Origin of the sequence: Streptomyces sp. NBC_01216, from assembly GCF_035994945.1 — a bacterium.
Lineage (GTDB): Bacteria > Actinomycetota > Actinomycetes > Streptomycetales > Streptomycetaceae > Streptomyces.
Window position 1 is genome coordinate 2,072,526 of record NZ_CP108677.1, and the last position, 16,916, is coordinate 2,089,441.

At 72.5% G+C, this 16,916-nt stretch carries 14 protein-coding genes; 7 read left to right on the forward strand and 7 right to left on the reverse strand.

Annotation, left to right across the window (positions count from 1 at the left end):
* Positions 1-46: 46 nt before the first annotated feature.
* The 3 genes from OG393_RS08650 to OG393_RS08660 form a co-directional block, all read right to left on the reverse strand.
* Positions 47-2,293, reverse strand: a complete 2,247-nt coding sequence (locus OG393_RS08650; RefSeq protein ID WP_327374045.1) for a HelD family protein — start codon at positions 2,291-2,293, stop codon at positions 47-49.
* A gap of 180 nt (positions 2,294-2,473) precedes the next feature.
* Complete coding sequence (locus OG393_RS08655; protein WP_327374046.1) at positions 2,474-2,815, reverse strand: thioredoxin family protein; 342 nt, start codon at positions 2,813-2,815, stop codon at positions 2,474-2,476.
* 4 nt (positions 2,816-2,819) lie between these two features.
* Positions 2,820-3,212, reverse strand: coding sequence for a MerR family transcriptional regulator (locus OG393_RS08660; RefSeq protein ID WP_327374047.1), 393 nt, complete (start codon positions 3,210-3,212; stop codon positions 2,820-2,822).
* Positions 3,213-3,588: 376 nt separating this feature from the next.
* Here OG393_RS08660 and OG393_RS08665 point away from each other — a divergent pair, with 376 nt between their 5' ends.
* Positions 3,589-5,085: a glycoside hydrolase family 16 protein gene (locus tag OG393_RS08665; RefSeq protein ID WP_442817277.1), complete on the forward strand. Its 1,497-nt coding sequence runs from the start codon at positions 3,589-3,591 to the stop codon at positions 5,083-5,085.
* A 102-nt stretch (positions 5,086-5,187) separates the two neighbouring features.
* Here OG393_RS08665 and OG393_RS08670 read toward each other — a convergent pair whose 3' ends face one another.
* Positions 5,188-6,540: a cation:dicarboxylate symporter family transporter gene (locus OG393_RS08670; RefSeq protein ID WP_327374048.1), complete on the reverse strand. Its 1,353-nt coding sequence runs from the start codon at positions 6,538-6,540 to the stop codon at positions 5,188-5,190.
* Positions 6,541-6,716: 176 nt separating this feature from the next.
* Here OG393_RS08670 and OG393_RS08675 point away from each other — a divergent pair, with 176 nt between their 5' ends.
* The 3 genes from OG393_RS08675 to OG393_RS08685 all read left to right on the forward strand — a co-directional run bounded on the left by OG393_RS08675 (position 6,717) and on the right by OG393_RS08685 (position 10,182).
* The gene (locus tag OG393_RS08675) at positions 6,717-8,570 is read left to right on the forward strand and encodes a sensor histidine kinase (protein WP_327374049.1); all 1,854 of its coding nucleotides are present in this window, start codon (positions 6,717-6,719) and stop codon (positions 8,568-8,570) included.
* A gap of 4 nt (positions 8,571-8,574) precedes the next feature.
* Positions 8,575-9,270 (forward strand): response regulator, encoded by a 696-nt coding sequence (locus tag OG393_RS08680; RefSeq protein ID WP_327374050.1) that lies wholly within the window; start codon positions 8,575-8,577, stop codon positions 9,268-9,270.
* 303 nt (positions 9,271-9,573) lie between these two features.
* The gene (locus OG393_RS08685; protein WP_327378359.1) at positions 9,574-10,182 is read left to right on the forward strand and encodes a helix-turn-helix domain-containing protein; all 609 of its coding nucleotides are present in this window, start codon (positions 9,574-9,576) and stop codon (positions 10,180-10,182) included.
* 207 nt (positions 10,183-10,389) lie between these two features.
* On the opposite strand, the gene OG393_RS08690 is transcribed toward OG393_RS08685, so the two are convergent.
* Positions 10,390-10,764: a cupin domain-containing protein gene (locus OG393_RS08690; RefSeq protein WP_327374051.1), complete on the reverse strand. Its 375-nt coding sequence runs from the start codon at positions 10,762-10,764 to the stop codon at positions 10,390-10,392.
* Positions 10,765-10,832: 68 nt separating this feature from the next.
* On the opposite strand from OG393_RS08690, the gene OG393_RS08695 reads away from it, so the two are divergent.
* Positions 10,833-11,273 carry a MarR family winged helix-turn-helix transcriptional regulator gene (locus OG393_RS08695; RefSeq protein ID WP_327374052.1) on the forward strand — a complete coding sequence of 147 codons (441 nt, stop codon included), beginning with the start codon at positions 10,833-10,835 and terminating at the stop codon, positions 11,271-11,273.
* A 266-nt stretch (positions 11,274-11,539) separates the two neighbouring features.
* On the opposite strand, the gene OG393_RS08700 is transcribed toward OG393_RS08695, so the two are convergent.
* Both OG393_RS08700 and OG393_RS08705 read right to left on the reverse strand, forming a co-directional pair.
* Complete coding sequence (locus OG393_RS08700; RefSeq protein WP_327374053.1) at positions 11,540-11,872, reverse strand: hypothetical protein; 333 nt, start codon at positions 11,870-11,872, stop codon at positions 11,540-11,542.
* A gap of 269 nt (positions 11,873-12,141) precedes the next feature.
* Entirely contained in the window at positions 12,142-13,167 is a 1,026-nt protein-coding gene (locus OG393_RS08705) for an ATP-dependent 6-phosphofructokinase (RefSeq protein WP_327374054.1), read from the reverse strand.
* Positions 13,168-13,584: 417 nt separating this feature from the next.
* On the opposite strand from OG393_RS08705, the gene pta reads away from it, so the two are divergent.
* Together pta and OG393_RS08715 are read left to right on the forward strand one after the other, a co-directional pair.
* Positions 13,585-15,696 (forward strand): phosphate acetyltransferase, encoded by a 2,112-nt coding sequence (pta, locus tag OG393_RS08710; protein ID WP_327374055.1) that lies wholly within the window; start codon positions 13,585-13,587, stop codon positions 15,694-15,696.
* A complete protein-coding gene (locus OG393_RS08715; protein WP_327374056.1) occupies positions 15,693-16,910 on the forward strand; it encodes an acetate kinase in 1,218 nt (405 codons plus the stop codon). Before pta ends, OG393_RS08715 begins: the two co-directional genes overlap by 4 nt.
* The last annotated feature ends 6 nt before the right edge of the window (positions 16,911-16,916 follow it).

Genomic DNA, 16,916 nt, shown 5'->3' on the forward strand with positions numbered 1-16,916 from the left:
GCAATCCCCCCCGGGGCGGGGCCGGCGGGGCCCTGCGGAACCGTCCTCAGGCTCCCGGGGCGGCGCGGCGGATGACGCCGAGCCGCTGAGTGGCCCGGGTGAGCGCCACGTAGAGGTCGTTGACGCCGTGCGTGTCGCCGGCCCGGATCGCGTCCGGGTCGACGACCAGGACGGTGTCGAACTCCAGGCCCTTCGCCTGCCGGGGGTCGAGCAGGACCACCGGCCGCGTCAGGTCCGGCGCCGGTCCGTACGCGGCCTCGGGGAGCGCGGCCGTGAGGGCGGGGTGCAGCGCGGGCGGGGCGACGACCGCGAGCCGGCCCTCGCCGAGACGTTCGGCCCCCACCGCGTCGGCGGTCTCCCTCACCGGGTCCTGCACGGTCCGCTCCCAGGGCTCGACGCCGGTGGAGCGGACCGAGCGCGGCGGCTCGAAAGCCGGGTCGGTCTCACGCCGGACCGCCGTGGCGACGGCCATGATCTCGGCGGGGGTGCGGTAGTTGACCCCGAGACGGACGAGTTCCCAGCGGTCCTCGACGTACGGCGCGAGGATCTCCTCCCAGGCGCCGACGCCGGCCGCGTCCCCGGTCTGGGCCGGGTCGCCGACCAGGGTCATGGAGCGGGTGGGGCTCCGGCGCATCAGCAGACGCCACGCCATGGCGGACAGCTCCTGCGCCTCATCGACGATGATGTGGCCGAAGACCCAGGTCCGGTCGGCCGCCGCACGCTCGGCGGCACTGCGGTGGTCGGCCTCCTCATGGCGCTCGGCGAAACGTTCGGCGTCGATGATGTCGTGCGCGGAGAGGACCTCGGAGGCGTCCTTGTCCTGCTCCTCCTTGTCCTCGAACTCGTAGGTGCGCGAGGCGTAGGAGACGTCGAGGACACCTTGTGCGTACCGGATCTGCTTCTGCCGTTCGGCCTCCTCGGCGACGCGCGCGGCGGAGTCGTCCTCGCCGAGGAGTTCGGCGGCCTCGTCGAGCAGCGGGACGTCGGACGGGGTCCAGGGGCCGGCGGTGCGCCGGACGGCGGCGGCGTCCTCGTCCGTGAGGTGGGTGGGCTCGGCGAGGTAGTCGGCGAGGAAGCGCTCCGGGGTGAGGGCGGGCCAGAGGGTGTCGACGGCGGCGTGGACTTCCGGGTTGGCGGCGACGCCCTTGGCGAGCAGGGCGATGTCGTCCAGGCCGAGGAAGTTGGGACCGCCGTAGGGGTCGGCGCCGATGCGGTCGGCGAGCTGTTCGGCGAGCGCGTCGAGGATCCGGAACACGAAGTAGGGCCGCGCGAGGTTGTGCGGCAGCCGGGTCTCACGGGCCTTGTGGCGGGCTTCGAGCGCCATGTCCCAGGTGATGAGGAGGTCGCCGTCGTCGTGGGGCACGAGCAGGGGTTCGTCGCGCTCGGGTACCTGCTGGCGGTCCCGTACGGCCTGGGCCAGCGCCTCGGCCATCGTGGCGGCGCCCTTGACCGCGGCGGCGCGGGGGGTGTCGGTACCGGTGGCGCGGACACCGGGGTACAGCTCGCCGGGGGTGGCGAGGAGGACACCGGTCTCGCCGAGGGAGGGCAGGACGTTGCCGATGTAGCCGAGGAAGGCGGGATTGGGTCCGACGATCAGCACGGCACGCTTGGCGAGCTGCTCGCGGTGGGCGTAGAGGAGGTAGGCGGCCCGGTGCAGGGCGACGGCGGTCTTTCCGGTGCCGGGGCCGCCCTCGACGACCAGGACGCCTCGGTGGGAGGAGCGGATGAGCCGGTCCTGCTCGGCCTGGATGGTCTGCACGATGTCGTGCATCCGCCCGGTGCGGGCGGCGTCGAGCGCGGCGAGCAGCACCTCGTCGGCGTCGTGGTTCTCGTGGCCGGTACGGGTGCGGTCGGCGAGGTCGAGCACCTCGTCGTGGAGGGCGGTCACCTCGCGGCCCTGGGTGGTGATGTGGCGGCGGCGGCTGAGTCCCATGGGCTCGTGGCCGGTGGCGAGGTAGAAGGGACGCGCGACCTCGGCGCGCCAGTCGACGACGAGCGGGGTGCGCTGGGGGTCGTCCTCGCGCAGGCCGATGCGCCCGATGTGGTGGTCGCGTCCGTCCCGGAAGACCAGGCGTCCGAAGCAGAGGCCGGTCTCCCCCGCGTTGAGGGCGGCGAGCAGCCCGGACTGCTCGGCGACCATGACGTCCCGTTCGAGGCGCGCCTGGGCGCTGCCCTCGCCGGGGGTGGCCAGGGCGGTGGCGACACCCGCCTCTGCCTGGTCCCTCAGGTCGTCGAGTCGTGCGTAGAGCTCGGTGATGAATTTCTGCTCATTCCGAAATTCTTCGGTTGACAATTCGACTCCCGGCGCGATACAGTGCGTTTATTCGACATCTCCGTGTATTTGCTGCGCATAAACACGGAACCCATGAATATACGCGATGCGACGCCCCGACTGTCAATTTACTCGTCGGGGTATTTTTGTGCGTCACGGAGAGGGCCGGGCCGGGGCCCCGGCGGGTGGGCCCGGGTCCGGTCAGGCGGGTTCCAGGACGTCGTCCAGTTCCTCCAGCAGCCGTCGCTTCGGGCGGGCGCCCACCATCGACTTCACCGGCTCGCCCGCCCGGAACACCATCAGCGTGGGCGTCGCCAGAACGCCGTAGCGCACCGTGACCCCCGGGTTCCGGTCCACGTCCAGCCGGACGATCTCCAGCCGGCCCTCCCGCTCCGCGGCGATCGCGCCGAGGACCGGCCCCAGCTGGCGGCACGGCCCGCACCAGTCCGCGGTGTACATCACCAGGACCGGGCCGTCCGCGGCCAGGACCCGCGCCTCGAAGTCCGCCTCCGTCACCTCGGTGACGCCCGTCGTCCGCATCATGTCCTCATCCTCCGAGTTCGCACGTGGGTTCCGGACCGCCCGGCAGTGCCGCCTCGGCCCGCAGGAGCTGCGCGGCGACCTGCGCGCGTGCCGCCTGGAGCAGTTCGACGAGCCCGTCGAGCTCGGCCAGCTTCCTGCGGTACACGTCGAGCGACGCCGGGCAGGCGTCGCCCGCCGGGTGCCCCGCCCGCAGGCAGTCGACGAAGGGCCGCGTCTCCTCCAGTTCGAAGCCGAAATCCTGGAGGGTCCGGATCTGCCGGATCAGGCGCAGGTCGTCCTCGTCGTAGGTGCGGTAGCCGTTCTCCGTCCGCCGGGAGGGCAGGAGACCCCGGGACTCGTAGTAACGCAGAGTCCGCGTGGTGGTTCCCGCCCGCTCGGCAAGCTCGCCGATTCGCATGGCCCCGAAGGTACGCCTTGACGCCGACGTCAAGGCAAGGACGGCACGGGCGCGGTGCCGCGGGCCGGACGGGACGGCCCGGTCCGATCGGCCGGGCCGTGCGCGACGCCCCCGGGTGCCGGGTGCGGGAGCGCCGGTCACGGTGCGGGCTCCGGGTGCGGACAGGTGCGGGATTCGACCCCGCGAAGGCCCCGACTCGGCTGCGCCAGGCAGGAGTCGAGCGAACGGGGCCTTCGAGGGTCGAAGGCGCCGGACCCATTGACGAGTGCGGTGTCTCCAACTACAAAAGCCTCCTGAGAGCGCTCTCAGCATGTTTCGGCATGCGCACCGCCCGTCCTCCCACCCGCCACGCACCATCCTTCCGGAGGTGTTCGCCTTGAGCCGCTTCAGACGTGTCCGGCCCGTCCGCACCCACCGCGCCCGCGCCCGCCGAACGCCCGTGCTCGCCTCGCTGCTCGCCTCGGCGCTGGCCGCCGGGGCGCTGCTCGGCCTGGGCGGCGGGGCCGGCAGCGCCAGCGGTGCCGTCCCGCCGGCCCCCGGCTGGTCGCTCCAGTGGAGCGACGACTTCGACGGCCCTGACCGCTCCCTGCCGAACACGGCCGACTGGCAGATCGACACCGGTCACGGCTACCCCGGCGGCCCGGGGAACTGGGGCACCGGAGAGATCCAGGACTACACCGCGAACCCCGACAACCTCCGCCTCGACGGCAACGGCAACCTCCGCATCACCCCGCTCCGGGACGGCGCGGGCAACTGGACCTCGGCCCGGATCGAGACCAGGCGGGCCGACTTCAAGGCGCCCGCGGGCGGCACGCTGCGCATCGAGGGACGCATCCGGATGCCGGACGTGACCGGCGACGCGGCGCTCGGCTACTGGCCGGCGTTCTGGGCCCTGGGCGCGCCGTACCGGGGCAACCACTGGAACTGGCCCGCCATCGGCGAGTTCGACATCATGGAAAACGTCAACGGCCTCGACTCGGTCTGGGGCGTGCTCCACTGCGGCGTGAACCCGGGCGGCCCCTGCGGCGAGACCACGGGCATCGGCGCCTCCCGCGCCTGCCCCGACAGCACCTGCCAGTCGGCCTTCCACACCTACCGCTTCGAATGGGACCGCTCGGTCTCGCCCAACGCGCTGCGCTGGTACGTGGACGGACGGCTCTTCCACAGTGTCGACGAGAACCGGGTGGGCGCCGCGGCCTGGGCCGACATGACCAGCCACGCCGGGTACTTCATCCTGCTCAACGTGGCGATGGGCGGGGCTTTCCCGGACGCGCTGGCCGGGAGGACGCCGACCGCCGCGACGGTGCCGGGCCGGCCGATGCTCGTGGACTACGTGGCGGTGTGGACACGGGGCGGTTCCACGACGACCCCGCCGACGACACCACCCACCACGCCGCCGCCCTCCGGGTCCTCGCGGCTGTACCTCCGGCCGGGCGGCGGGGCCGGAGACGCCACCTCGGCGTCCACCGTGACGCTGGCCTCGGCGGGGGGCGTCAACCACGACGGGACGCCGACGAACCCGCGGGTCTTCACCTCGGGACCGGTCACCCGCTCGTACAACGGCGGCTCCACGCAGTTCGACCTGTTCGTGGACGCCGGAACGGTGGTCGCCAACGGGCAGCAGGTCAGGGTGAGTTACGACCGCACGGGCGACGGGACCTGGGAACGCACCGAGACATACCAGTACTTCGCGACCGATCCCGTGCCGGGATACGAGCACTACACCCAGGCACGCGGACTGAAGTCGTCGACCGGAACGCACGGGAACCTGGTGAACGGCCGCGTCCGGGTCGAGGTGTGGAACGCGATCGGCCACGGGCCCAGCACGCTCGGCACCGGGGACCGCTCCGTACTGACCATCCCCTTCTCCTGACGCGCGCCCTCGGCGTGCGCGAGGACGGTCCCGGCAGCAGCTCGGCCGGGACCGTCCGCCGCGCGGCACGGGAGCCCCGGCCGCGCGGCGGGACCGTGCCGGTCACACGCTCGCCGGTGCCTTCTCCTCGCCTTCCTCGGCCCGCTGGTCCGGCACCTCGGCCGGGCCGTGGTCGTCGACGAGCGTCTTCTCGTCGAAGGGGACGCGGCCCGCGAGGACCTCGGTCAGGCGCGCCGTGTCGATCTCCTTCGTCCAGGTGCCGACGAGGACCGTCGCGACCGCGTTGCCCGCGAAGTTGGTCAGGGCACGGGCCTCGCTCATGAAACGGTCGATGCCGACGATCAGGCCGACCCCGTCGACCAGTTCGGGACGGTGCGACTGGAGTCCGCCGGCGAGGGTGGCCAGACCGGCACCGGTGACGCCGGCCGCGCCCTTCGAGGCGATGACCATGAAGGCCAGGAGGGAGACCTGCTCACCGAGCGAGAGCGGATCACCCATCGCCTCGGCGACGAAGAGCGAGGCCATGGTCAGGTAGATCGCGGTGCCGTCCAGGTTGAACGAGTAGCCGGTCGGCACGGTGATGCCGACGACGGGCTTGCTGACACCCAGGTGCTCCATCTTCGCGATGAGCCGCGGCAGCGCCGACTCGGACGAGGAGGTCGACAGGATGAGCAGGAACTCGCGCCCCAGGTACCTCAGCAGCTTCAGGATGCTGACGCCGGCGACCAGCCGCAGCAGTGTGCCGAGCACCACGAAGACGAACAGGGCGCAGGTCAGATAGAAGCCGATCATGATGACGGCGAGGGACTTCAGCGCGTCGACACCGGTGGCGCCGACGACCGCCGCGATGGCGCCGAAGGCCCCGACGGGCGCGACCCACATGATCATGCCGAGGATGCGGAACACCAGGCGCTGGATGTGCCCGATCCCGCGCAGGACCGGCTCCCCGCCCCGCCCCATGGCCTGGAGCGCGAACCCGGCGAGCAGGGCCACCAGGAGGGTCTGGAGGACCTCCCCCTCGGTGAAGGCCGAGACCAGGGTCTTCGGGATGACACCGAGGAGGAAGTCGGCCGTGGACTCGCTCGCGCCCTCCGCCTGATGGGACCCCGCCTCGGCGACCTCCTTCGTGAGGTGAAGCCCGGAGCCGGGCTCCAGGAGATTGCCGATGAGCAGGCCGATCGCGAGGGCGACGGTGGACATCACGAGGAAGTACCCGAGGGCGAGCCCGCCGACCGCGCCGACCTTCGCCGCCTTCCGGACCGAGCCGACACCGAGCACGATCGTGCAGAAGATGATGGGCGAGATCATCATCTTGATCAGGTTCACGAAGCCGGTGCCCAGCGGCTTGAGCTCGACGGCGACGCCCGGCGCCAGGAAGCCGACGGCGATGCCGAGCAGTACGGCGCCGATGACGGCGAGATACAGGTAGTGGGTGCGGTCCCGCTGTGCGGCCACGGGGGTCCTCCTCGTGCTGGTGGGTGTCCACGTCCCGGTGGATCCCCGCGACTATCCATCAGCCTGTGACCGGGGTCACCCTTGCGTGCGTTTCGTTCGCACGCGAGCGGGTCCCGGCGGGCCGGGATGCGGACGAGCCGGGTCCGCCGCGCATCCGGCCGGGCACACTTACCCGCATGCGCGTACCCCTCCCCCGGCCCCGGAGCCTCGCCGGCCAGCTCTTCGCGATGCAGGTCGTGCTGGTGGCGGCGGTCGTGGCCGGGTGCGCCGTCTTCGCCTATGTCACCGACCGCGGTCAGGCCGAGGAGCACGCCCGGCGGCAGTCCCGCGCCATCGCCACGGCGGTGGCGGCGTCCCCCGCGGTGGCCGAGGCGGTCCGCTCGGACCGGCCCACGGCGCTGCTCCAGCCCTACGCGGAGGCGCTGCGGCACCACGCGGGGGTCACGTTCGTGGTGGTCATGACGCCGGACGGGACCCGCTGGACTCATCCGGAGCCGGGCCAGATCGGACACACCTACATCGGCCACACCGGGCCGGCCGTGCGGGGGGAGACGTTCTCCGAGACCCACCGCGGCGTGCTCGGGACCTCGGTGCGCACCGTCGCGCCGGTCTTCGACGGCGACCGGGTCATCGCGCTGGTGAGCGCGGGGATCACGGTCGAGAGGATCAGTGAACAGATGCGGGACCAGGTGGCGGCGCTGCTGGGGATGGCCGGGGCGGCTCTGCTGCTCGGCGGCATCGGCACGTACGTGATCAACTCCCGCCTGCGGCGCCACACCCACGGCATGAACGCGGCCGAGCTGAGCCGGATGCACGACTACCACGAAGCCGCGCTGCACGCCGTACGCGAGGGGCTGGTGATGCTGGACGGGCGGCGCCGGATCGCGCTGGTCAACGACGGCGCGCGCGAGTTGCTCGGCCTGGACGCGGACGTGGTGGGACGGCCGGCGGCGGCGCTGGGATTGCCCGCCTCCCTGACCGGTGCGCTGCTGGCCGCGGAACCGCGGGTCGACGAGCTGCACCTGACCGCCGACCGGGTGCTGGTGGTCAGCACCGGTCCGGTGGTCGGCGGAGAGCGGCGCGGGACCGTGGTCACCCTGCGCGACCACACCGAGCTCCAGGCGCTTTCGGGCGAGCTGACCTCCGAGCGGGGCTTCACCCAGGCGCTCCGCTCGCAGGCACACGAGGCGGCGAACCGGCTGCACACCGTGGTCTCGCTGATCGAGCTCGGCCGGGTGGACGAGGCGGTCGGCTTCGCCACGGCGGAACTGGAGCTGGCCCAGACACTGACCGACCGTGTGGTCGACGCGGTGGGTGAACCGGTGCTCGCGGCCCTGCTGCTGGGCAAGGCGGCCCAGGCGAACGAGCGGGGCGTGGAGCTGGTCCTGACCGAGGACAGCCGCATCGACGACGGACTGCTCCCCTCGACGGTGCCGCCGCGCGACCTGGTGACCGTCCTGGGCAACCTGATCGACAACGCGGTCGAGGCGGCGGGCCGGCCCGCGGGCCTCCCGAGCGGGGGCGGCGGGCCGGATGTCCCCGGCCACGACGGAGCCGGGCCAGAGGGAGCCGGCCACGACGGAGCGGAGGAGCCCGTGCGCGGGAGGCCGACGGCCCGGGAGGGCTCCGGCGCCCCCGGGCCACGCGTCACGGTCACCGCTCTGGCCTGCGACGGGGAGCTGCTGATCCGCGTCGCCGACAACGGCCCCGGAGTACCCGAGCACGCCCGGCGCGCGGTCTTCGAACGGGGCTGGTCCACCCACGGGCGCGGTCGCGGCCTGGGCCTCGCCCTGGTCCGCCAGGCGACGACCCGCGCGGGTGGCTCGGTGAGCCTGGGCACGGCCCGGGAGGGCGGAGCGGAGTTCACCGTACGACTGCCGCTGCCCCGGGCGCCCCGGCCCACGGCCCTCCCCGTCGCCGGACGGCCCGGCCGCCCGGTACCCCCGCCCGACACCGCCGGCCGCACCGGCCATCCGCCACCGGCCTCCCGTACCGGGCCGAACACGGCGGCCCCGCTCCCACCGAGGTGACCGCATGAGCAGCCCGTCCATCCGTGTCCTCGTCGTCGAGGACGATCCCGTCGCCGCCGACGCGCACGCGCTCTACGCCGGACGGGTGCCCGGCTTCACCGTCAGCGGGGTCGCGCACTCGCGGACGGCCGCCGCGCGGTTCCTGGAGCGCACACCGGTCGATCTGATCCTGCTCGACCTGTACCTCCCCGACGGTCATGGCCTCCGGTTGCTCCGCTCACTGCGCGCCGGGGGCCATGGGGCCGACGTCATCGCCGTCACCTCGGCCCGCGATCTCGCGATCGTGCGCGAGGGCGTGTCCCTCGGCGTCGTCCAGTACGTACTGAAGCCCTTCACCTTCGCGACCCTGCGGGACCGGCTCACCCGCTACGCGGAGTTCCGGGCCACCGCGGGCGAGGCCGCGGGGCAGGACGAGGTGGACCGGGCCCTGGCCACGCTCCGCACCCCTCATCCCGTGACGCTCCCCAAGGGGCTCAGCGCCCCCACGCTGGGGGCCGTCACCCGCGCGCTGCGGGACGCGCCGGACGGGCTGACCGCCGCCGAGGCGGGGGCCGCCGTCGGCATCTCACGGATCACCGCCCGCCGCTACCTGGAGCACCTCGTCACCGACGGCAGAGCCGCGCGGGCACCGCGGTACGGGCAGATCGGCCGGCCGGAACTCCGGTACCGCTGGACCAGCGCGCCCGGCGCCACCCCCTGAGAGCCTGTCGTCCGAAGGCCACCCGACGGGCTCTGAGGCTCTGATACCGCGCGGTGGGCGCCCCGCGCCGTCGCCACCGTCCGCCGACCGTCCGGTGTCTACGCGCGAAGACCCACCGTGAGTGACCGGGCGCGTTGAGTTACCCGTGGGTTCGCCTCTTCCTACGACATCCGGCCTTGGCTGAACGCACCGTAGCCAACGGTGACGTTCCGCACCTACTGTGACGCCGTGCACCAACCCCAGTCCCCACCCTCTCCCCCGTTCGACACCGTCGCCGCGCGCCGCCTGCGCGAGGGCCTCGGCATGGCCCCGGGTCATGTCGCCTACGGTCTGCGGGCCCAGTACGGGCTCCTCGTCAATCCCGAGACCGTCGTCGCCTGGGAGCGTGGCCGCCTCGCCCCGACCCCCCAGGAGCTGACCGCGCTCGCGGGGGTCCTGTGGTGCGCGCCCGGCGATCTGCTGGCCGCCGCGACCACCCTGCGCGAGTGCCGGATGGCCCGCTCCCTCGCACCGGAGGACCTGGCACGCCGGGTCGGGCTGGAGCCGGCCGCCTACCTGCGGATGGAGGAGTCCGGGCGCTGGCGCGGCAACGAGCGCCAGACCGCGGCGCTCGCCCAGGCGCTCGACCTCGGGCCGCGCGCGCTCCTGACGGCGACCGGCCGGGACGCGGACCTCGCGGGCCTGCTCCGCGACGCGGCGACCACCCGATGGCAGGCATACGTCCGACCCCTGGTCAAGATGCTGCCGCTGCAGAAACGCGTGCTGGAGACCGCGCTGCAGCGGCTGCACACCGACTACCACGCCCGGATGGCGGCCACGAGCAGCTGGGGCGCCTCCGGCGACAGCGGCGACTCGGGCCGTGCCTATCTGGACCGGATCGTGGATCACTTCTGGGAGGTGGCCGACGCTTAGCGGACGACTCCGGAAGTCCTTCGGGGGTCGATCAGGCCGCTGGTGCGACGGAGGGTTCTTCGTGGTGATCGGTGGTGTGCCGATCGAGCCGGGCCGGCAGTTCGTCCAGGCCGGAGGTGGACCCGGTCCCGGACCCGGGCCAGGGTCGGACGGCAGCGACAGCGGGTGGACGGACGCCTTCTCGTCGCTGGACAGGACGTACTCGGCCTAGTGAGTCCAGGGCGGCGTGATGGTGCTGCCGTCGGCCAGCTCGGCGCTGAGCCCGACACGTGTAGTGACCCAGATGTGCGCGGGCTGGTCGGTGGTATTGGCAACCGACAGCTCGGAGCCTGCCGGAGCCACCGCCGCGTCACCGACGCCGAGTTCGGCGCTCTCGGCGCCGATGGCGAGCCGGAGTCGACCGGACAGAACGTAGAACGTCTCCTCGTGACTGATCATGTGAGCCGGACCCACCGTTCCGGCCGGAATCTCGCCGCGCCAGGAGGCGAGGTCCCGGCTGCCCGTGCCAGGACGCACGTAGGAAACGAAGCGGGCACCGTGGATCTCATGCACGACGGCTTCGCCACTGCGAATGAAAGGCATACCAGGCTCCTTATAGACAAGCTACTTGTCCATAAAGACAAGCAGCTTGACGAGTTATAGTCAAGCCCATGGATGACGCTCTGGCCTTCTCCGCACTCGTGCTGGCACTCTCCGGACAGTTGGCGCAGGAGATCCACGCTCGCGTGTCCCAGCAGGGATTCGAGGACCTACGGCCTGCACACGGCTTCGCCTTTGCCCGCATCTCCCTGGGCGACGCCACTACGGCCGACCTGGCCGAGCACCTCGGGGTGACCAAGCAGGCCGCCGCCCAGCTGGTCGAGGAGCTCGTCCGCAAGGGATACGTGGTGCGGCATCCACACCCCCACGACGCCCGCGCCCGGCTCTTGGGGCTGACCGAGGCCGGCTGGGCAGCCACTCGCGCCGCCGACCAGGCGGCCCGGACTGCCGTCGCACCATGGCGAGAGTCGCTGGGCGAGGCGCGCTTCAGTGAACTTGTCGCCGACCTGACCCGGCTTACGCCACGGGGGCCGATCCGCCCCGCCTGGTGAGCCGGCAAGCCGCCGGCCTGGACTGTCGCAAGTCACCAGGAAGGAGCCAGGACAGACAACGGACTCACGCATCCCGCATCGGGGACGCGCAGCAAGTCGTGGACCGCGCAACCAACCCCCGAAGGACTTCCGGAGCCGACCGCTTGGCAGCGGGTCCGTGACACCGGAGCACTCCCGACACCGGGGCACTCCCGCCGGCACACCGGCCTCCCGGCCCTCCGCGTCCGTTCCGGAGCGGAGACCGTCCAGGCGGGCCGAGCGTTCCCTCAGGCCCCGGCGGCCACGGGTGTCGGCGGGATCGGCGCCCGCCTTCCCTCCGGCGGGCCGTGGTGGACCAGCGCGACAATGAGGCTGAGCGCCGCGAGGACGAGCCCGGCGACGGCCACGACCGCGACGAGCGCCCGCCGTATCCGCGGCGCGGGGCTCGGGGGCGCGGGGCCGGGGTCGGGCACGGCGGGCCACCGCCGACCCGCTTCGACATCGACATCGGTGTCGATGTCGATGTCGATGTCGATGTCGAAGCGGGCCTCGGCATCGCCGCCCGCTTCCGGAGCCGGGTCCGCTCCGGCGTCCTCCCGGTGGTGGTCCGGCTCGGTCATGCGCGTACGCCGCCCCTCCCCTTCCAAGGTCCCCGGACGCCTCCCGGACGGAGCCGGTGGCGTGTCCGGGACGGTCCAAGCCTCGTCGATCGCATCCTCCGGATCAAGGGCGGAATCCGGCGACTCCGACCGGGCCCCGCAAGGGCACGGGGACAGCCCGAGCCACGGCGAAGCGGTCCGCGACGGGGCGGCACGGCCTCCGGCCGGCACACGTCCGAGGGCGGGACCGAGACGCGGCCGAGGGTGCGACCGTCAGGCGGGGCGTCCGGTCAGAAGACCGACTCGGCCTCGGACATCCGGTTCACCGGGACCGTCTTCAGCTGGGTGACGGCCTCGGCGAGCGGCACCATCACGACGTCCGTGCCGCGCAGCGCCGTCATGCGGCCGAAGTCGCCCCGGTGCGCCGCCTCCACCGCGTGCCAGCCGAAGCGGGTGGCGAGGACGCGGTCGTAGGCGGTCGGCGTGCCGCCGCGTTGCACGTGGCCGAGGATGACCGGCCGGGCCTCCTTGCCCAGCCGCCGCTCCAGTTCGACGGCGAGCCGGTTGCCGATGCCCTGGAAACGCTCGTGACCGTACTGGTCGATCTCGCCCTTCTGGTAGTCCATGGAGCCCTCCGCCGGGTGCGCGCCCTCGGCGACGCAGACGACCGCGAACTTCTTGCCCCGGGAGAAGCGTTCCTCGACCATCTTCACGAGGTCGTCGACCTCGAAGGGGCGTTCGGGAAGGCAGATGCCGTGGGCACCGCCCGCCATGCCGGACTCCAGGGCGATCCAGCCGGCGTGACGGCCCATCACCTCGACGACCATCACCCGCTGGTGGGACTCGGCGGTGGTCTTGAGGCGGTCTATGGCCTCGGTCGCGACGCCCACCGCGGTGTCGAAGCCGAAGGTGCGGTCGGTGGCGGAGATGTCGTTGTCGATGGTCTTCGGGACGCCGACGACGGGCATACCGGCGTCGGACAGCATCCGGGCGGCCGTCAGGGTGCCCTCGCCGCCGATCGGGATGAGGACGTCGATGCCGTATTCCCTGGCCAACTCCGGTGCGGAGGCGGCTGCTTCGGCGAGCCGGTTGCGCTCAAGCCGGGCGGAGCCGAGGATCGTGCCGCCGCGGGCGAGGATGCCGCTGACGGCGTTGAGGTCGAGGGGGCGGACATGCCCGTCCAGGAGGCCCTTGAACCCGTCCTCGAAGCCGATGACTTCGTCTCCGTGGCCGGTGAGGGCACGGTGCACGACCGACCGGATCACTGCGTTCAGGCCAGGGCAGTCACCGCCTGCGGTGAGAACTCCGATGCGCATCGTGCTGTGTCTCCTGCTCGGGTAGCGGAACGAGTGAGCCCTGCCGATTCTCACACGCCCGGAGGGGGGTCCGCGTGCCCGGCGGCCCGGCGCGTCCGGCTCCCGGGCCGCCGGCGCGGGGCCCGGGAGTGCCGCGCGGGGCACGGGAGGACAGGTCTCCGGGCGGCCCGCGAACGGCTTCCGCGGGCGCTCCGTACCCGGTCCGGAGGGAGGGCTCCCGCTCGGCGCGGGGGGCTCGCGGGCGGAGCCGGACGGCCTTGTCCCCACCGGGCTCCCGCACGTTCGGGAGCCCTTTCCGGACCCCGCGTCCGGCGGGCGTCCTATCCAGCCACGGAGGTATTGTCAAGAGGGCATTGCCACTCCATCGAGCTGTCTTGAACGCACTCGGCTGACGGAAACGGGACAGGAGACCACGGCGTGACGCGCAGCGTGTACGTGACCGGGATCGACCGCGGGGACGGCCGGCAGGTCGTCGAGCTGGGGGTCATGGAGCTCCTGACCCGCCAGGTGGACCGGGTGGGGGTGTTCCGGCCGCTGATGCACGACGGCCCCGACCGTCTGTTCGAGTTGCTGCGGGCCCGCTACCGGCTCTCCCAGGACCCGTCGACCGTCCTCGGCATGGACTATCTCGAGGCGTCCGCGCTCCAGGCCGAACAGGGTACCGACGAGCTGGTCTCCCGGCTCGTCGACCGCTTCCTCGCGGTGGCACGTGACTACGAGGTCGTGCTGGTCCTCGGCACCGACTTCGCCGCCACCCAGCTCCCGGACGAGCTGGCCGTCAACGCCCGGTTGGCCAACGAGTTCGGCGCCTCCGTCATACCCGTGGTGGGCGGCAAGGGTCAGACCGCCGAGTCCGTACGGGCCGAGACGCGCAACGCCTACCGCGCCTATGACGGACTCGGCTGCGACGTGCTCGCCATGATCGTCAACCGGGTGGCCGCCGAGGACCGCGCGACCATCGCCGAACGCCTCGGGAGCCGGCTGCCCGTCCCCTGCTACGTAGTGCCGGACGAGCCGGCGCTGGCAGCCCCCACCGTCGCCCAGATCAGCCACGCGCTCGGCGCCTCGGTCGTGCTCGGTGACGACGCGGGCATGGCCCGGGACGCCCTCGACTTCGTCTTCGGCGGCGCGATGCTGCCGAACTTCCTCAGCGCCCTGACCCCCGGCTGTCTCGTCGTCACCCCCGGAGACCGTTCCGACCTGGTCGTCGGCGCGCTGGCCGCGCACTCGTCCGGTACGCCGCCCATCGCCGGTGTGCTGCTCACCCTGGACGAGCGGCCCAGCGACACGGTGCTGACGCTGGCGGCCCGGCTCGCACCCGGTACGCCGGTCCTCTCGGTGCCGGGCACCAGTTTCCCCACCGCCACGGAACTCTTCTCCCTCGAAGGCAAGTTGAACGCGGCGACCCCACGCAAGGCCGAGACCGCGCTCGGCCTGTTCGAACGGCACGTGGACTCCGCGGACCTGCTGAAGCGGATCTCGGTGGCCCGCAGCGGCCGGGTCACCCCGATGATGTTCGAGCACGCGCTGCTGGAGCGGGCCCGCGCCCACCGGCGGCGGGTGGTGCTGCCCGAGGGCGGCGAGGAGCGGGTGCTGCGGGCGGCCGACGTGCTGATGCGGCGCGACGTCTGCGACCTGACCCTGCTGGGTGACGTCGAGGCGATCCGCAAGAAGGCCGCGGACCTGGGCATCGACCTGTCGACGACCCAGCTGATCGACCCGCAGACCTCCGAACTGCGGGACGCCTTCGCCGACACGTACGCGGCGCTGCGCGCCCACAAGGGCGTCACCGTCGAGCTCGCCTACGACATGGTGGCGGACGTGAACTACTTCGGCACGCTGATGGTCGAGGAGGGGCTGGCGGACGGCATGGTCTCCGGCTCGGTGCACTCCACCGCCGCGACGATCCGCCCGGCCTTCGAGATCATCAAGACCAGGCCCGGCACCCCGCCCCCGGGCACACCCTCCGGGGGCGCGTCGATCGTCTCCTCGGTCTTCTTCATGTGTCTCGCCGACAGGGTGCTCGTCTACGGTGACTGCGCGGTCAATCCCGACCCGGACGCCGAGCAGCTCGCGGACATCGCGGTGCAGTCGGCGGCGACCGCGGCCCGCTTCGGCGTCGAGCCGCGGATCGCGATGCTCTCGTACTCCACCGGTACCTCGGGCTCGGGCGCGGACGTGGACAAGGTGCGCGAGGCGACCAAGCTGGTCCGGGCGTCCCATCCGGAGCTGCGCATCGAGGGGCCGATCCAGTACGACGCGGCCGTCGAGCCCTCCGTCGCCGCCACCAAGCTGCCGGAGTCGGAGGTGGCCGGGCAGGCGACCGTGCTGATCTTCCCCGACCTCAACACCGGCAACAACACGTACAAGGCCGTGCAGCGCTCGGCCGGCGCCGTGGCGGTGGGACCGGTGCTCCAGGGCTTGCGCAAGCCGGTCAACGACCTCTCGCGCGGCGCGCTCGTCAGCGACATCGTGAACACGGTCGCCATCACGGTGATCCAGTCCCAGGGTGAGGAGTTCCCCGCATGACCGCCTCTCGTGTCCTCGTCCTCAACTCCGGCTCGTCGTCGGTGAAGTACCAGCTGCTGGACATGCGCGAGCACACCCGGCTGGCGGTCGGGCTGGTGGAGCGGATCGGTGAGGAGACCTCGCGGCTGGTGCACACCCCGCTCCAGGGCGGGGGCGGTGCGCGGCGCGAGCGGACGAGCCCGGTCGCCGACCACGTGGCCGCGCTGAAGGCGGTGGCCGAGGAGCTGGCCGCGGACGGACTCGGACTGGACTCCCCCGAACTGGCCGTGATCGGGCACCGGGTGGTGCACGGAGGGTCGCGGTTCACCGCGCCGACGGTCGTCGACGAGGAGGTGCTGGCCGAGATCGAGCGGCTGGTGCCGGTCGCCCCGTTGCACAACCCGGCGAACCTGACCGGGATCCGTACGGCGAGGTCGCTGCGTCCGGACCTGCCCCAGGTGGCGGTCTTCGACACGGCCTTCCACACGACGATGCCGGAGCACGCGGCCCGGTACGCGATCGACGTGGAGACCGCCGACGCGCACCGCATCCGGCGCTACGGCTTCCACGGCACCTCGCACGCCTACGTGTCGCGCGAGACGGCGCGGCTGCTCGGCCGGGCACCCGAGGAGGTGAACGTGATCGTGCTGCACCTGGGCAACGGCGCCTCCGCCTCGGCCGTCCGGGGCGGGCGGTGCGTGGACACCTCCATGGGGCTGACGCCGCTGGAGGGTCTGGTCATGGGGACGCGCTCGGGCGACGTGGACCCGGCGGTGACCTTCCACCTGGAGCGGGTCGCCGGGATGTCGACCGACGAGATCGACGTGCTGCTGAACAAGAAGAGCGGTCTGGTCGGGCTCTGCGGCGACAACGACATGCGGGAGATCCGGCGCCGGATCGACGAGGGCGACCAGCGGGCGGCGCTCGCCTTCGACGTCTACATCCACCGCCTGAAGAAGTACATCGGGGCTTACTACGCGATTCTGGGGAAGGTGGACGCGGTGGTCTTCACCGCGGGCGTCGGGGAGAACGCGGCCCCGGTGCGGGAGGCGGCGATCGCCGGACTCGAGGAGCTCGGCCTCACGGTGGACTCGGGCCTGAACGCCGTGCGCTCCGACGAGGCGCGGCTGATCTCGCCGAACTACGCCCGCGTGGCGGTCGCCGTGGTCCCGACGGACGAGGAACTGGAGATCGCCCGGCAGAGCTTCGCCCTGGTGGAGGAAGTGAACGCCTGAGCGGAC